Source organism: Qipengyuania sp. JB2-7 (assembly GCF_055693485.1).
On the sequence record NZ_CM146335.1, the window covers coordinates 2,275,571 to 2,289,923 of the forward strand.

The window sequence follows — 14,353 nt, forward strand, 5'->3', positions numbered from 1 at the left end:
GCTTCAGATGTGTAAACGCACGTTAACCGCGTGAATGGCGAAGCCTAGGATGGATTTGTCATCTCATATTTGACCGAGATGGATACGCCCGTGCCCACTTCACCAGCCGCGATTGGGGTAGCAGCGGTTTCCATAACTGCATCGGCGCGCATCATCATCGCCTGAGGTCGTGGGCCGGCATTGTTCACGCTCTCTGTCACTTCCAAGACGCGAACATCGGAGTAACCCGATAGTCGCGCATAATCGCGCGCCATTTCCAGTCCGCGTGCAAATGCCTTGGCCCGCGCCTCGGCCTTGACCTCAGAATTGTCTTCCAAAGTGAAGTTGGGTCCAGAGATGCTGTTCGCGCCAACCGTCACCAGCGTATCGAGTGTATCGCCGACCCGGTCCAAATCGCGCAGCCGCACTGATACGGAATTGCTCACCTGATAGCCGGTCAGGATCTGCTGTTCACGCGGCTAGATCATACCGATATTGTGGGCTGACATTGAAATTGCGCGTCTGAATATCGCGTTCGGCAATGCCCATCTTGCGCAGCTCGGAAATCACCGCATCCATCTTTACCGCATTCTGCCGCATCGCGGCGCTGGCGGTTGGCGCACTGGTCACAACGCCTGCACTGATCTGCGCCAGGTCGGGTGCAGATTGGATGGTCTCACTGATCCTCAACTCAACGACTGGCCCGGTCGTTTTGATCTCAATCGTTGCGGCATGCGATGGTGCCACCACAGCGCTCATCATCAAAAACGGGACTGCGTAACGGATCATTGAAAACCTCCTGTTGCTCGCGAAACTCATCGGTTGTGTTGACTTACCAACGTCTGAACAACCTTGCGGGTCCGAGACACTCTCACTAAGCGGCGCAGCCTATGGCGCAACCTCCCATCCTCAGCCTCGAAGGCATCGGCTTGCAGCAAGGCGGACGCTGGCTGTTTGGCGGACCCGGTACTGAGGGGCTGAACCTGCACGTTGGGCCGCGCGACCGTCTGGCGCTGATTGGCCGTAATGGCGCGGGCAAGACAACGCTGATGCGGCTGATCCAGGATTTGATCGAGAGCGATCTGGGCACGCGCAAGGTCAAGCCGAACATGCGTATCGTGATGCTGGATCAGGAACCTGATTTTGGCGGCTATGCAACTTTGATGGATTGGGCTCTTGCAGGCGAAAACGCCCCGGCGGAGCATGAGATCGAGGCGATTGCCGGTCAACTCGGCATCGAAATGAGTACAGTAGTGGATGGCTCTAGTGGCGGCGAAAGACGCCGCGCGGCCATCTCTCGCGCACTGGCGCAAGATCCCGATCTGCTGCTGTTGGATGAGCCGACCAACCACCTGGACCTCAGCGCGATTGACTGGCTTGAAGATTGGCTGACCCGCTATAAGGGGGCGTTTCTCACGATCAGCCACGACCGAACGTTTCTTAAGCGTTTGACCAAAGCGACATTGTGGCTGGATCGCGGAACGCTGCGCCGCAAAGAGGTGGGCTTTGGCGGCTATGAAGCGTGGGAAGAGCAGGTCTATGCCGAGGAAGCGCGGGCCGCTGAAAAGCTCGACGCCAAGCTGAAATTGGAGGCGCATTGGCTGGAGCGCGGCGTGACTGCGCGGCGCAAACGCAACCAAGGCCGCCTCGAAAAACTCTACCAAATGCGCGCCCAACGCGCGGCGATGATCAGCGATAGCGGCACGGCAAAGCTGAAGCTGGCAACGGAAGAAGACTTCAAGAGCAAGTCAGTCATCGTCGCGGACAAGGTATCGAAATCCTACGATGGCCGCGCGATTATCAAGCCGTTCTCTCTGCGCATTCAGCGCGGCGACCGCATTGGTATTGTCGGGGCCAATGGGGCGGGCAAGACAACGCTGCTCAAAATGCTGACCGGAGAGTTGCAACCTGATAGCGGCACGGTGACGATTGCCAAAAACCTGACCGGTGTGATGATCGATCAACAGCGTGCCCTGTTGTCGGATGGCAAGACGGTGCGCGATATTCTGGCCGAAGGTGGCGACTGGCTGGATGTGCGGGGAAATCGCAAACATGTTCAGGCCTATCTCAAGGACTTTCTGTTCGATCCCAAGATCGTCGATACCAAGGTTGGCATATTGTCTGGCGGCGAGCGATCCCGCCTTTTGTTGGCGCGCGAATTTGCCAAGGCCAGCAATCTGCTGGTGCTGGATGAGCCGACCAATGATCTCGATCTGGAAACGCTCGATCTGTTGCAGGAAGTGATTGCCGATTACGATGGCACGGTAATGATTGTCAGTCACGATCGCGATTTTCTCGATCGCACCGTTTCGGTAACTTTGGGGCTGGATGGCAGTGGCCGGGTCGATGTGATTGCGGGCGGTTATGCCGATTGGGAGGCAAAACGGCGCAAGCCTGTCGCTCAAAAGGCCAGGAGCGGCAACAAAGCCGCCGAACCCGTCAATGATGGCAACAACATCGACAATGCGGTCACACCTCAATCAAGCAAGCTATCGTATAAGGATCAGCGCGATTACGAGCTGCTTCCGGCGCGGATAGAAGAGCTGGAGACGGCCATTACACGAGGAGAGGAAATCCTCTCCGATCCTGAATTATTCACTCAGGACCCGCAGAAATTCGCCAATATCTCCAAAGGTTTGGAGAATGCCCGCGCGGAGAAAGACACCGCCGAGGAACGCTGGCTGGAGCTAGCCGAAAGGATCGAGGGCTGACGACTGTATTGCATCAGGAAATTGCCGCCTGCACGCTTTGCGCAGAGCACCTGCCCCTTGGCCCACGCCCCGTGGTGCAATTCTCTGACACATCGCGAATTCTGATCATTGGTCAGGCGCCCGGTACGAAAGTGCATGCCAGCGGTATTCCGTGGGACGATGATAGCGGCGACCGGTTGCGCGATTGGCTGGGTCTCGAAAAATCCGATTTCTACGATGCGAAAAAGATCGCGATCATGCCGATGGGCTTTTGCTATCCGGGCAAGGTCAAGGGAGGCGACGCCCCACCGCGCAAGGAATGCGCCCCGCAATGGCACGACAAAATCCTGTCAGTTCTGCCTTCCGATCGACTGACTCTTGTCGTGGGCACCTATGCACAAAGCCACTATCTGCCCGAGGCCAGGAGGCTCTCCATGACGGCCCGGGTCCAGGCGTGGCGAGACTATTTTCCGGACGTGTTACCTCTGCCCCACCCCGCATGGCGAAGCGCGATCTGGATGAAGAAAAACCCGTGGTTCGAAGAGGACGTACTGCCTGCTTTGCGCCGTCGCGTTGCTGACATAATTCGTCAGTAATAGCTCTATCAGAACACTCAGGAGGCCCAGAATGACAGTCGAACAAGTTGCCCAGGATTTCTTCAATGCGGTTAAAGAGGACCGCGAGGCCGATTACCAGGCGATGTGGTCAGACAACATCGTTAGCATGGAGCCGGGCAACGGCCCGATGAACCGTGTGGAAGGGCGCGAGCAATTGCTCGAAAAGCACAAATGGTGGAATGAGAATGCTGAGATGCATGATTTCAGCATGTCCGGGCCTTTCGTGGTCGGCGAGCAGTTTGCGGTGAATTACTCGATGGATGTAACCATGATGGGCGAGCGCAGCCAATCATCTGAGACCGCAATCTACACCGTTCAGGATGGCAAGATTGCAGAAGAGCGGTTCTTTTACGAACAACAGGAAATGCCGGAGTGATGCTGAGCCGCATCACCTGATCCTGTAAAAGTCCGCCACCCGGTCCAGCGCCAGTTTCAGCACCAGCTTGCCGCTGCGCGCAGGCCATTGCAGTGCCTTTTCCGCTTCGGGCAGGCCTTCGCCTGAGCAAACCACGCGCCAGAGCACGTCTTTCAGACCCTTGCCCGCCTCAAGCATGGCTGCGTCGAAGCGCTGTTTGGCCGCCAATTGTCGTTCTGATGCGGTGAGGTCTGCTTCACCGGTTGAACGGATACGCACCGGCTCCCACCGCATCGTGATCGACGGTGCAAGCTGAGCGCGCTCAAAATCTGCACGAAGCCGCTCGCCAGCATCGAACAGTCGGTCATCGATATGGCCGCGCGCATGCAGCCAGGTGAGCGGCGCTTCTGTGAGATTCATGGTCACGGTGCGACGTTTCCCCTTCGCTCCACTGCCCCGACGTGGCCCCTCCTCGGTCAGTTCCCGCTCAATCAAAACCGGCTTTTGATCCCCTTGGGCCATGTCGTCTCCTTCACCTGTGGAAACCGCCCCTTGCAAAATAACGGTTCCTGTAGGAAAGAGAAAAACCAATTTGGTTATCACGTCTGATCTTCCAACTGACTATCAGGGGCCGAAATATGATCAATCGCATCAGAACCATTCGTAAGGATCGCGGCATGACATTGGCCGATCTGGCTGAGGCCTGCGATCCGCCAACCACGCCGCAGACCGTTGGCCGATTGGAAACGGGCACGCGCAATCTGTCGCTTAAATGGATGGAGAAGATCGCCCGCGCACTCGGCGTTGATCCAGAGATGCTGGTTCGTTCAGAGGAAAATCAAGCTGCGCAAGTGGTTGCCACGCTGGAGGCTGGGGGACCGGAAGCGCTGGAAAACCCGCGCGATGCCTTGCTGGCAACCGATATGGGCGGCGACGGCGCGTTGATGGTCCTCGAAGTCACGTACCCTCATGGCGAGTATCGCCCCGGCGATCAGTTATGGCTGCGCCAGATTGACCCAGAAGACGCGCAGAAAGCTATAAACCGCGACGTTCTGGTACCCAAGAGCGCCTACCGGTTTGCGTTCGGCTGATTGATTGATCGGCAAGCCAATCTGGTTGGCATTCTGCCCCCCGGTCATGGAGAAAAGCAGGAGGTCGTTACCGATCCGCCATGGATTGGCATGGCCGAAATGCTGGTTCGCCGCCTCTGAGCGGCTTGCGAAATGCCGCCTGACAAAACTCGCCGTGTCCTTAGCATTGCAACGCTTTGGCCCAATGCAGCACAGCCTCGTTTTGGCACCTTCGTCGCGCGATCGGTCGAGGCTTTGCAGCGCGAAACACACTGGGATGCGACAGTCATTAACCCCATCGGTCTGCCGCCACTCGCCCTTGGACGTTACGGCGCGATCAAGCGTGCGGCGGTGAGCGGCGAAGAGAGCGGAGTGATGGTGCACCGCCCGACCTTCCAACTGATCCCGGCGATTGGCGCACGATTCAACCCCGGGGCGATTGCACGGAAGGTGCTGCCGCTGGCGCGCAGAATGCACGCAGAGCAGCCATTCGATGTGGTTGATGCTCAGTTCTTCTGGCCGGATGGACCGGCGGCGGCGCATATTGCCAGGGCGCTGGGTCTACCCTTGTCCATAAAGTCGCGTGGAGCCGACATTCATTACTGGGGTCAGCAGGATTTCAGCCGCACAATGATGCTCGATGCTGCCAAGCAAGCCGCTGGCCTTTTGTCAGTCAGCGAGGCGCTAGCCGCCGATATGACAGAGCTCGGTATGCCTCGTGAGAAGATCACGATCCATTACACCGGATTGGATCGCGACCGGTTCCACCCGCGCGAGCAACCGGAACTGCGTGCCCAGCTAGCATCGCAATTGAACCTTCCACTGAATGGCGCTACCCCACTACTTGCCACCGTCGGCGCGCTCATCCCACGCAAGGGGCAGCGCTTTGTCATCGGAGCATTGGCGGGCATTCCAGACGCCTGTCTGCTACTGGTCGGACAGGGTCCTGATGAAACTGAGCTGCGCGCCTTTGCTGATGAACAGGGTGTGAGTGACAGGGTCCATTTCCTTGGCCTGCTGGATCACGATATTGTGCCGCTGATCCTGTCGGCAGCCGATGCGATGGTGCTGCCATCGGCTAGCGAAGGACACGCCAATGCGTGGATCGAAGCGCTTGCATGCGGAACGCCGATAGTGATCTGCGCTGCAGGCGGCGCGCGCGAACTGATGACGCGCCCGGAGGCTGGCGAAGTTGTAGCGCGAGACGCCAATGCAGTTAAGACCGGAATTGAGCGAGTACTTGCCGCTCAATATTCAGCGTCAGATGTCGCCGCGACTGTTGCCGATTTCAGCTGGGCGGAAAATGGACGACGATTGGCTGCTTATTACGACCGTGTGATCGCCGCTTAGCTCTCGCCCCTAACTCTCACCTCGGGCGATCCGTTCCTGCCTGTCCGCCACGGTTTCTTCCGGTACAAAGCTGGTGGAATTCACACCCAGCCAGATGAGCAAAGGCGCGGCCATATAGACCGAGCTGTATGTGCCAACCACCAAACCAAGGAAGATCGCCGCGACCAGTCCAAACAGGCTGGCTGGACCAATCAGCAAGAGCGGCAACAGCGCGACAGCCAGCGTCAGAGATGTCATCACCGTACGCGCCAAAGTCTCATTGACGGACAAGTCCAGCAGCTCGACCAGTGGCATCTTGCGATACTTCTTCAGGTTCTCACGAATACGGTCATAAACGACGATCGTATCGTTCAGCGAGTAGCCGATAATAGCCAGAATCGCCGCGATAATCTGAAGGCTGAATTCCAGTTGGAACAGCGCAAACATGCCCAGCGTCAGCGACACGTCATGGAACAGAGCGAACAGAGCGCCCGCACCAAACTGCCACTCAAAGCGGATCCAGATATAGAGCGCCACGGCAAGCATGGCCGCGACCAGGGCCAGGATCGCATCCTGGCGAAACTCGCCGGAAACCTTGCCCGAAACCGAGTCCACACCATCAATCCGCACACCCGGATGGCCATCGCGCAAGGCAGTGGTGATCGATTGCGTCATCCGGTCCGCAAATTCCTTGTCGCCCTCCGCCTCTGGCGGCAGCTTGACCCGGATTGAGACCTCGTTCGGCGCACCGAAACGTTGGATGATGGGATCACCGATATTGGGCAAAGACCCCACGGTTTGACGGAGCTCTGGAATGGGCGCTTCTTCTTCACCAACAAATGTGGCGCGAATTTCCTGACCACCGGCAAAGTCGACGCCGTAATTGAGCCCTTGCGTGAACACGAGTGCCCAGCTGGCAATAATCAACCCGATGCTGACCACGAAGAACGGCACGCGCAGTTTCAGGAATTTGATGTTTGTATCTTCAGGGACGAGCTTGAGCAGTTTCATGGTTTCTCTCCCCTCACAGATTTATGTCGCTAGGGCGTGTTTTGCGCAGCCAACCGGCCACCCACATGCGCGTCAGCACAACGGCGGTGAACACGCTGGTGAACAGCCCGATAATCAGAACGACCGCAAAGCCGCGGATCGGGCCTGAGCCGAACAGGAACAGCAACACGCCAGCGATGAAGTTGGTTATGTTGGCATCGTAAATCGCACGCGTCGCCTCTTTATACCCATTCTCAAATGCTGCGATGACCCGTCGACCGCGCTTGCGCTCTTCACGAATACGTTCGTTGATCAGGACGTTGGCATCGACGGCTGCACCGATGGTCAAAACAAAGCCGGCAATACCCGGCAGCGTCAGCGTGGTGTTGAGGACAGCCATAATGCCAAGGATCATCATGACGTTGATCACGAGTGCGATCGTCGCGTAAATCCCAAACCGGCCATAGCAAGCCACCATCAGCGCGATCACCGCGACCGAACCAATCATCATCGCGAGCATACCCTTGCGGATCGAGTCCGCACCAAGGTCTGGGCCAACGGTACGCTCTTCAATCACCGCGAGATCAACCGGCAGTGCACCGGAGCGCAGTGAGATTGCGAGCTGGTTTGCAGTCTCAACCGAAAAACTACCTGATATCTGTGCAGTACCGCCAAGGATTGGCTCGTTGATGTTCGGCGCCGACAGGATTTGCCCGTCGAGGATGATCGCGAATGGCTTATTCACGTTCTCCGTGGTCAGTTTCGCGAAACGCGCCCCGCCCTGCTGATCGAATGTGATGTTTACCACGGCCTCGTTAGTTTGCGGATCAACACCTTGCTGAGCATTGATCAGATTGTCACCGCGAATACCGCCGAGCCGCTCCACCGCCAGCGAGGTACCAGCCTGCGGAGAGTCTTCAACAAACGGGAAAATCTGGCTCCCCGGAGGCGCGATGCCCTGCGCCACATCAGTGGGCAGCGCGGTTTGATCGACCAATTTGAACTCAAGCTTTGCGGTCTGACCCAGCAACGCCTTCAGCGCGTCGGGATCTTCCAGACCTGGCACCTGTACCACGATGCGCGTATCGCCCTGACGAATGATCGTCGGCTCGCGTGTACCAAGCGCATCAATACGTTTGCGCACCACTTCGGTCGCGCTATCCATCGCATCCGTCACCGCTTGATCAAGACCGGCACTAGTTGGTTCAAGCACGAAGCGGTTTTCGTCGAGAACCGACAAATCCCACTCGCGAACCAGACCCGTGCCATTCATCAGCGGCAGGATCAGCTCACGCGCACGATCAACCTGACTTGGATCGTCGAGAATGAAACTGAGTTGTCCCTCGCGGGTCGAGACATCGCCAATGCGGATGCGCGGCTCGGCCTGACGGAGAATAGCACGAACGCCTTCCTCCATATTTTCAAGCCGCTGTGCCGCAACCTGCGCGCGATCCGCCTCCAGCAGAATATGACTACCACCAGCAAGGTCGAGACCGAGATTGACCGTGGGATCAGGCAGCGCATCAGGCCATCTGGCATCGGTCATCGACACAAGCGATGGCAAAGCCGCAAGTACGGCAGCGGCAGTAATCAGCCACAGCCAAACTTTCTTCCAAGTCGGGAAATCAAGCATCGTCTCGCGAACCTCTGCGCGTCAATCAGTCGTTCGCTGCGGGCTTGGCGCCCGGCTGAATTACGTCGCCGATCGTGTGCTTCACCGCGCGAACGCGAACACCCTTGGCCAAATCGATCTCGACATAAGTATCGTCGACCTTAACAACTTTGCCCACGAGGCCGCCGGCTGTGACTACTTCATCACCACGCTTCAAGCCTTCGACTTTTTGGCGGTGCTCCTTCTGCTGCTTCCACTGCGGACGCAGGATCAGGAACCAGAAAATCAGGACCATCCCCAAAATCGGGAGCCAGGTTACCCAAGCGGGTGGCGGGGCAGCTGCTGTACCGGCGGCGAGAATTTCTAGCATGGACGAACCTTGTCGGACTTAATTGTGTATTTCGATTGGCTGCAATTGGGTGTGGGCGTAGCGATTGCAAGCCACCTCATACGCTTTTGCAACATTGGTGTGGCCCGCTAGCAGCATTGCCCACTCAGAGCAACGCACACAAAACTAAGGTGATACGCCGCGACCATTGAGCTTCACGCTTGCCATGGCACACACCCCCGCTTATAGCGCCGCCTCCACTGGATCCGGGACGTAGCGCAGTCTGGTAGCGCATCACACTGGGGGTGTGGGGGTCGTAGGTTCGAATCCTATCGTCCCGACCAGTGGGAAATCCTCGACCAAACAACCCCATAGCCGTCCGGTAAAGGACCTGGCTTTCCTACACGAACCTATTTGGTTAGCCCGCTCGTTCTTTTTGATTTAGGAGAACGTTCCATGGCATTGATTGAATCGCTTATTGGCCCAGTTGCATCGATCATCGACAAGATCATTCCCGACAAAGAAGCTCGCGCGAAGGCGAAGCTTGAATTGATCAAGCTGGAAGGGACGCAGGACCTCAAGGCCATCGAGGCGCGCCTCTCTGCAATCGTGGCTGAGGCCAATTCAACAGATCCATGGACCAGCCGCGCCCGCCCCAGCTTTCTCTATGTTATTTACACGCTAATTCTGTGGGCCTTGCCCATGGGCATCCTTGCGGCGTTTCGCCCTGATGTTGCCCGCGATATCGGCGAGGGAATGAATGCGTATCTCGGCGGACTGCCGGAGGAACTCTATGCGCTGTTTGGCACTGGCTATCTTGGCTACACCGCCGCGCGCCAGTGGGGAAAGATCAAAGGCGTTGATAAATAGCATCCCTGCGAACAGACAAAAGTTGAACGGCCAGACGCGCTAAGATCAGGCCACTGCCGACAAACCGACCTAACGGCTTGTAAGCGCCAAGGCGCGTCACCATATTAGGTAGATCGAGTGTCCATCTAATGCGCCATCTTGACTGAGAGACAATTGTGCTCCCGCATTGGGAGAGCACAATTTGGGCATCGAAATAGCTCTCTGTGGCAGAGTCATTGGGCCATTTTACACGCTGCGATCCGCATTAGCGCAGCATTTTGGCCGAGGTCGGCGGACCTACATCGCGCATACTATTCCCAAAAGCGGTTCAAAACAGCGTAGCAGACGGCGCCTGCGTGGCGACTACCTGTGCCCTTAATCTGAGGCCGCAACATACAGCTGAATATCGCCCAACAACCGAGGAAACCCACATGCCCCCCATTATCGAGCAGCGCGAAACGCCCAGTCGCGGTCAAGGCATCTTTGCCCTCAAAACATTCCGGCGAGGGGAAACTCTTTGTGTCGGGCGCCTTGACCACAGCTCAATCGAGAATCATTCCCATGCATCCCAGCTCAGTGCCACCAGATTTGGGTTTCACGCAGGGCTAAGTTCCAAATTCAACCATTCCTGCGACCCGAACTGCGGTATCGTGCTGAATGATACAGGAGCGCATGATATCGTTGCGATGCGCGGTATTGCCACAAGTGACGAAGCGACATTTGACTATGCCATGCGTAACTACTCGATAGAGCATTTTTCAGGACCGTGTCGGTGCGGGAGTGCGAATTGTCGTTCAGCAATTACCGGATGGAAAGATCTGCCACAGTCGCGCAAGGATGCGTATGTCGGCTTTATCGCTCCTTACTTGCTTGAAATGGACAGTCGACGCAAATCAACTGAACGCAAGAAGCTGAAGGTACAGCGTTGGGGTGCAAAACGAGAATTACCAAGAGCAGTTCAGCTCAAACTGTAAGTTTCCCGTTCACGCCCACTTACAACGGCCCGCTTTTCCCTTCTGGCACAACGCGCTAGAGGATCGTTATGGCACAACAGATCTTCGTCCTCAACGGCCCCAACCTGAATCTGCTCGGCACCCGGGAGCCGGAGATTTATGGCTCTGATACGCTGGAGGATATTGCAGACCTGCTTGCCCAGCGGGGGCATGAGCTGGGTCTGCACGTAGATATGCGTCAATCCAATCACGAGGGGCAATTGGTCGATTGGCTGCATGAGGCGCATAAGAAAGGCATCAAAGCAGTGTTGCTCAATGCCGCAGCCTACACGCACACTTCCATCGCACTGCTCGACGCGATCAAGGCGATCGATGTGCCTGTAATCGAGGTGCATTTGTCCGATCCGAGCGCTCGTGAGGAGTTCCGTCACACCTCTTATGTGGGAATGGCGGCCGCCGATGTCGTTCAAGGTTTGGGACCACAAGGCTATGTGGTCGCGCTCGAAAAAGCCGCCAAGCTCTAGCGGAAACCTGTTCCAGCACCTCTTGTCATTGCGCCGCGCTCAGCCCATAGGCGTGGCATAGCAATTACAAGGGTATTCATGGCCGACAGGAAAAGTACCGCTGGCAAGAAAGCTGGCATGAATGTCGACACCGCGCTGGTTCGCGAGCTTGCAGAAATGCTCGGCGAAACGGGGCTTACAGAAATCGAAGTCGAGGATGGTGACCGTAAAGTGCGGGTCTCGCGTGGCGGCGGCGTTGCGGCTTCGGCGCCTGCGCCGATCGCAGCCGCTCCTGCACCAATAGCAGATGCACCAACCGCCGCTCCCGTCGAAGCAGCGGCGACGCCCGCTGCTGATCATGCTGACGCTCTCAAATCCCCGATGGTGGGCACGGCCTACCTTGCACCTGAACCGGGTGCCGCAGACTTCATCAGCGTTGGCGACAGCGTGAAAGAGGGGGACACACTCCTCATCGTTGAAGCCATGAAAGTGATGAACCCGATCACCGCTGACAAGGCCGGCACCATCAAAGCCATTCTGATTGAAAACGCGCAGCCGATTGAGTTTGATCAGCCGCTCGTCGTGATCGGCTAAGGCTGTCCGATGACGATTAAGCGTATCCTGATCGCCAATCGTGGCGAAATCGCATTGCGTATTCACCGCGCTGCGCATGAGATGGGAATTGAAACGGTTGCGGTACACTCCACCGCAGATGCCGATGCCATGCATGTACGGCTGGCCGATCACGCGGTGTGTATCGGCCCGCCATCGGCGACCGACAGCTACCTCAATCATGCTGCGATCATCTCAGCTGCGGAGGTGGCGGGATGCGATGCCATTCACCCTGGTTATGGCTTCTTGTCGGAGAACGCGCAATTCGCCGAGATCGTCGAAGCGCATGAGATCAAATGGATCGGCCCCAAACCAGAACACATTGTCACCATGGGCGATAAGGTTCAGGCGAAGAAGACCGCTGGTGATTTGGGCTTGCCGCTGGTCCCCGGCAGTGACGGCGCTGTTTCTGATCCCGAAGAAGGGCGCAAGATCGCCGCAGAAATCGGCTATCCCGTTATCATCAAGGCGGCGTCTGGCGGCGGCGGACGCGGCATGAAAGTCTGCGAAAGCGAAGACCAGCTCGAAACGCTCATGAAGCAGGCCGGCAGCGAAGCAAAAGCTGCTTTCGGCGATGCCACCGTCTATATCGAGAAGTATCTTGGCAATCCCCGTCACATCGAATTTCAGGTGTTTGGCGACGGCAATGGCCATGCGATCCATCTGGGTGAGCGTGATTGCTCATTGCAGCGCCGCCACCAGAAGGTTCTGGAGGAAGCCCCCTCACCAGTTTTGTCTCATGAAGAACGTATGCGAATGGGCGAAGTCTGCTCAAAAGCTATGCGGGATATGGGCTATCGCGGCGCAGGTACGATCGAGTTTCTGTGGGAAGATGGCGAGTTCTATTTTATCGAAATGAACACCCGTTTGCAGGTCGAACACCCGGTGACCGAAGCGATCACCGGCGTTGATCTGGTGCGCGAGCAAATCCGCATCGCAGCTGGCAAGAAATTATCCGTCAAGCAGGACGAAATCGAGTTCAATGGCCATGCCATCGAATGTCGGATCAATGCCGAAGATCCCTGGACCTTCGCGCCTTCCCCTGGCGAAGTGACCTATTATCATGCGGCGGGCGGCATGCATGTGCGCGTCGATAGCGGTCTTTATGCCGGCTATCGCATACCGCCCTATTACGACAGCATGATTGCCAAGCTGATCGTCTATGGGCGATCACGCGACGGCTGCATGATGCGCCTTAAGCGGGCGCTGGAAGAAATGGTTGTCGAAGGGGTGAAGACAAACATTCCATTGCATCAGGAACTGATCCTGCAAAAGGATGTTCAGACCGGCGATTATTCAATCAAGTGGCTGGAAGAATATCTGGACAGCCGCGAGGGGTAAAGCCTCAAAAATCCACCGTCAGGGTGACCAGCGCAGCATTGGCTGTATGCCCGCCGACGGCCTTCTCCTTAGCATCCAGCGATATCGCACTGCTCTCTGATAGCTTGAGCTTAGCTCTGGGAATGGCGTTTCCGAACGCATCAACTGATGGCTCGGTGTCCACTCTCTGATCCCTGCTCTTTGTTCTGCAAACGACAATCGTCGGGTTGATCGGGTCCGGCTGAGTGCCTTGGCATTGGTCGTTAAGCGTCATCAGATCAATCACAAGCGAGCCGTCTTCACGCTCTTCCATCGGAAGGTGTTGTTCCACATCTGCCTGCACGACCGACACTGCCGGAGGCTGTTCTGGCGGGATGTCTATCATTCTCACCTCCCGTGACTTGCTAGCGCATAATGGTACGGGATGAGGGAGTTGCGAACAAGCGAGCGTGCACTCAGCTTACACAAAGCATCGATCGTAAACTATACTGCATGTATCGATCATATCGCTCAAGACTGCCACGTATGAGCCTGTTTCCAAACAAGCGGCGGCAGATACGGAAGTGCCGATTAACACCGCGCTCGAGACCATTGAAATCGACATGAGATGTGCACGAATATAGGTCATCACAAAGGCACGCCCGTACCGGTGCTTCGCAGTACGGATCGTCAAGGAAGTCTTGACGCTCGCGACATTAGGCGCGGGTGTTAGCTTGCTCGTCAGGAACTCTTGGAAGCTCTGCAAATCGCGGCTGACGATTTTGAGGATGAAGTCAATCTCGCCATTTAGCATGTGCACTTCGCGTACCTCAGGCAGATCACGCATATGCTCCTCAAACTCGCGCAGATCGTCTTCCGCCTGGCTCTTGAGGCTGACCATCGCAAAGACCGTGATCGCATAGCCGAGCTTGGACGCGTCAAGGTCCGCATGATAACCACGGATCACACCATCCTCTTCCAGCGCCCTCACCCGCCGTAAACAGGGCGGCGCAGTCAGGCCAACGCGCTGAGCAAGCTCGACATTGGTGACGCGCCCCTCTTCCTGCAATTCAGCTAGCAATCGGCGATCAATCTCATCGAAATTTGCCATATGGCACGCTCCACCTGCGGCTATCAGTCTACGTATGAGGTCATTTGACGAAACTA

Annotated in this window: 16 protein-coding genes, 1 tRNA gene and 2 pseudogenes; 11 read left to right on the forward strand and 8 right to left on the reverse strand. The window is 56.8% G+C overall.

Annotated features, from left to right (window positions below; translation table 11 throughout):
* Window positions 1–44: 44 nt before the first annotated feature.
* Together ACZ1GM_RS11395 and ACZ1GM_RS11400 are read right to left on the reverse strand one after the other, a co-directional pair.
* Complete coding sequence (locus ACZ1GM_RS11395; RefSeq protein ID WP_472678558.1) at window positions 45–443, reverse strand: SIMPL domain-containing protein; 399 nt, start codon at window positions 441–443, stop codon at window positions 45–47.
* A 7-nt stretch (window positions 444–450) separates the two neighbouring features.
* The gene (locus ACZ1GM_RS11400) at window positions 451–768 is read right to left on the reverse strand and encodes an SIMPL domain-containing protein (RefSeq protein WP_472676558.1); all 318 of its coding nucleotides are present in this window, start codon (window positions 766–768) and stop codon (window positions 451–453) included.
* Window positions 769–869: 101 nt separating this feature from the next.
* On the opposite strand from ACZ1GM_RS11400, the gene ACZ1GM_RS11405 reads away from it, so the two are divergent.
* The 3 genes from ACZ1GM_RS11405 to ACZ1GM_RS11415 are packed head-to-tail and all read left to right on the forward strand — an operon-like array spanning window position 870 to window position 3,662.
* Entirely contained in the window at window positions 870–2,690 is a 1,821-nt protein-coding gene (locus tag ACZ1GM_RS11405; protein ID WP_472676559.1) for an ABC-F family ATP-binding cassette domain-containing protein, read from the forward strand.
* Window positions 2,691–2,740: 50 nt separating this feature from the next.
* Entirely contained in the window at window positions 2,741–3,265 is a 525-nt protein-coding gene (locus tag ACZ1GM_RS11410) for a uracil-DNA glycosylase family protein (protein ID WP_472678559.1), read from the forward strand.
* 31 nt (window positions 3,266–3,296) lie between these two features.
* The gene (locus ACZ1GM_RS11415; RefSeq protein WP_472676560.1) at window positions 3,297–3,662 is read left to right on the forward strand and encodes a SnoaL-like domain-containing protein; all 366 of its coding nucleotides are present in this window, start codon (window positions 3,297–3,299) and stop codon (window positions 3,660–3,662) included.
* A 12-nt stretch (window positions 3,663–3,674) separates the two neighbouring features.
* Here ACZ1GM_RS11415 and ACZ1GM_RS11420 read toward each other — a convergent pair whose 3' ends face one another.
* Window positions 3,675–4,163: a DUF6456 domain-containing protein gene (locus tag ACZ1GM_RS11420; protein ID WP_472676561.1), complete on the reverse strand. Its 489-nt coding sequence runs from the start codon at window positions 4,161–4,163 to the stop codon at window positions 3,675–3,677.
* A gap of 116 nt (window positions 4,164–4,279) precedes the next feature.
* On the opposite strand from ACZ1GM_RS11420, the pseudogene ACZ1GM_RS11425 reads away from it, so the two are divergent.
* Both ACZ1GM_RS11425 and ACZ1GM_RS11430 read left to right on the forward strand, forming a co-directional pair.
* Window positions 4,280–4,852, forward strand: a pseudogene (locus ACZ1GM_RS11425) (helix-turn-helix domain-containing protein).
* A gap of 12 nt (window positions 4,853–4,864) precedes the next feature.
* Entirely contained in the window at window positions 4,865–6,061 is a 1,197-nt protein-coding gene (locus ACZ1GM_RS11430; RefSeq protein ID WP_472676562.1) for a glycosyltransferase, read from the forward strand.
* Window positions 6,062–6,070: 9 nt separating this feature from the next.
* Here ACZ1GM_RS11430 and secF read toward each other — a convergent pair whose 3' ends face one another.
* From secF to yajC, 3 genes are read right to left on the reverse strand one after another with little or no spacing between them, the layout of a single operon-like run.
* The gene (gene secF, locus ACZ1GM_RS11435; protein WP_472676563.1) at window positions 6,071–7,051 is read right to left on the reverse strand and encodes a protein translocase subunit SecF; all 981 of its coding nucleotides are present in this window, start codon (window positions 7,049–7,051) and stop codon (window positions 6,071–6,073) included.
* Window positions 7,052–7,064: 13 nt separating this feature from the next.
* Window positions 7,065–8,663 carry a protein translocase subunit SecD gene (secD, locus tag ACZ1GM_RS11440; RefSeq protein ID WP_472676564.1) on the reverse strand — a complete coding sequence of 533 codons (1,599 nt, stop codon included), beginning with the start codon at window positions 8,661–8,663 and terminating at the stop codon, window positions 7,065–7,067.
* A 25-nt stretch (window positions 8,664–8,688) separates the two neighbouring features.
* Window positions 8,689–9,012: a preprotein translocase subunit YajC gene (gene yajC / locus ACZ1GM_RS11445; RefSeq protein WP_472676565.1), complete on the reverse strand. Its 324-nt coding sequence runs from the start codon at window positions 9,010–9,012 to the stop codon at window positions 8,689–8,691.
* Window positions 9,013–9,237: 225 nt separating this feature from the next.
* Here yajC and ACZ1GM_RS11450 point away from each other — a divergent pair.
* The 6 genes from ACZ1GM_RS11450 to accC all read left to right on the forward strand — a co-directional run bounded on the left by ACZ1GM_RS11450 (window position 9,238) and on the right by accC (window position 13,228).
* Window positions 9,238–9,314: transfer RNA gene (locus ACZ1GM_RS11450), tRNA-Pro, on the forward strand.
* A 112-nt stretch (window positions 9,315–9,426) separates the two neighbouring features.
* Entirely contained in the window at window positions 9,427–9,840 is a 414-nt protein-coding gene (locus ACZ1GM_RS11455) for a holin family protein (RefSeq protein ID WP_472676566.1), read from the forward strand.
* 410 nt (window positions 9,841–10,250) lie between these two features.
* Window positions 10,251–10,793 (forward strand): SET domain-containing protein-lysine N-methyltransferase, encoded by a 543-nt coding sequence (locus ACZ1GM_RS11460; protein WP_472676567.1) that lies wholly within the window; start codon window positions 10,251–10,253, stop codon window positions 10,791–10,793.
* A 68-nt stretch (window positions 10,794–10,861) separates the two neighbouring features.
* Window positions 10,862–11,296: a type II 3-dehydroquinate dehydratase gene (gene aroQ, locus ACZ1GM_RS11465; RefSeq protein WP_472676568.1), complete on the forward strand. Its 435-nt coding sequence runs from the start codon at window positions 10,862–10,864 to the stop codon at window positions 11,294–11,296.
* Between the two features lie 78 nt (window positions 11,297–11,374).
* Window positions 11,375–11,869, forward strand: coding sequence for an acetyl-CoA carboxylase biotin carboxyl carrier protein (accB, locus tag ACZ1GM_RS11470; RefSeq protein ID WP_472676569.1), 495 nt, complete (start codon window positions 11,375–11,377; stop codon window positions 11,867–11,869).
* 9 nt (window positions 11,870–11,878) lie between these two features.
* Window positions 11,879–13,228 (forward strand): acetyl-CoA carboxylase biotin carboxylase subunit, encoded by a 1,350-nt coding sequence (gene accC, locus ACZ1GM_RS11475; protein ID WP_472676570.1) that lies wholly within the window; start codon window positions 11,879–11,881, stop codon window positions 13,226–13,228.
* Between the two features lie 4 nt (window positions 13,229–13,232).
* Here the strand turns inward: accC and ACZ1GM_RS11480 are convergent, their stop codons facing one another.
* Both ACZ1GM_RS11480 and ACZ1GM_RS11485 read right to left on the reverse strand, forming a co-directional pair.
* On the reverse strand, window positions 13,233–13,592 hold the full coding sequence (locus ACZ1GM_RS11480; RefSeq protein ID WP_472676571.1) for a hypothetical protein: 360 nt from the start codon (window positions 13,590–13,592) through the stop codon (window positions 13,233–13,235).
* Between the two features lie 255 nt (window positions 13,593–13,847).
* Window positions 13,848–14,297: pseudogene (locus ACZ1GM_RS11485) on the reverse strand (Lrp/AsnC family transcriptional regulator); the annotation flags it as partial.
* Window positions 14,298–14,353: the final 56 nt, after the last annotated feature.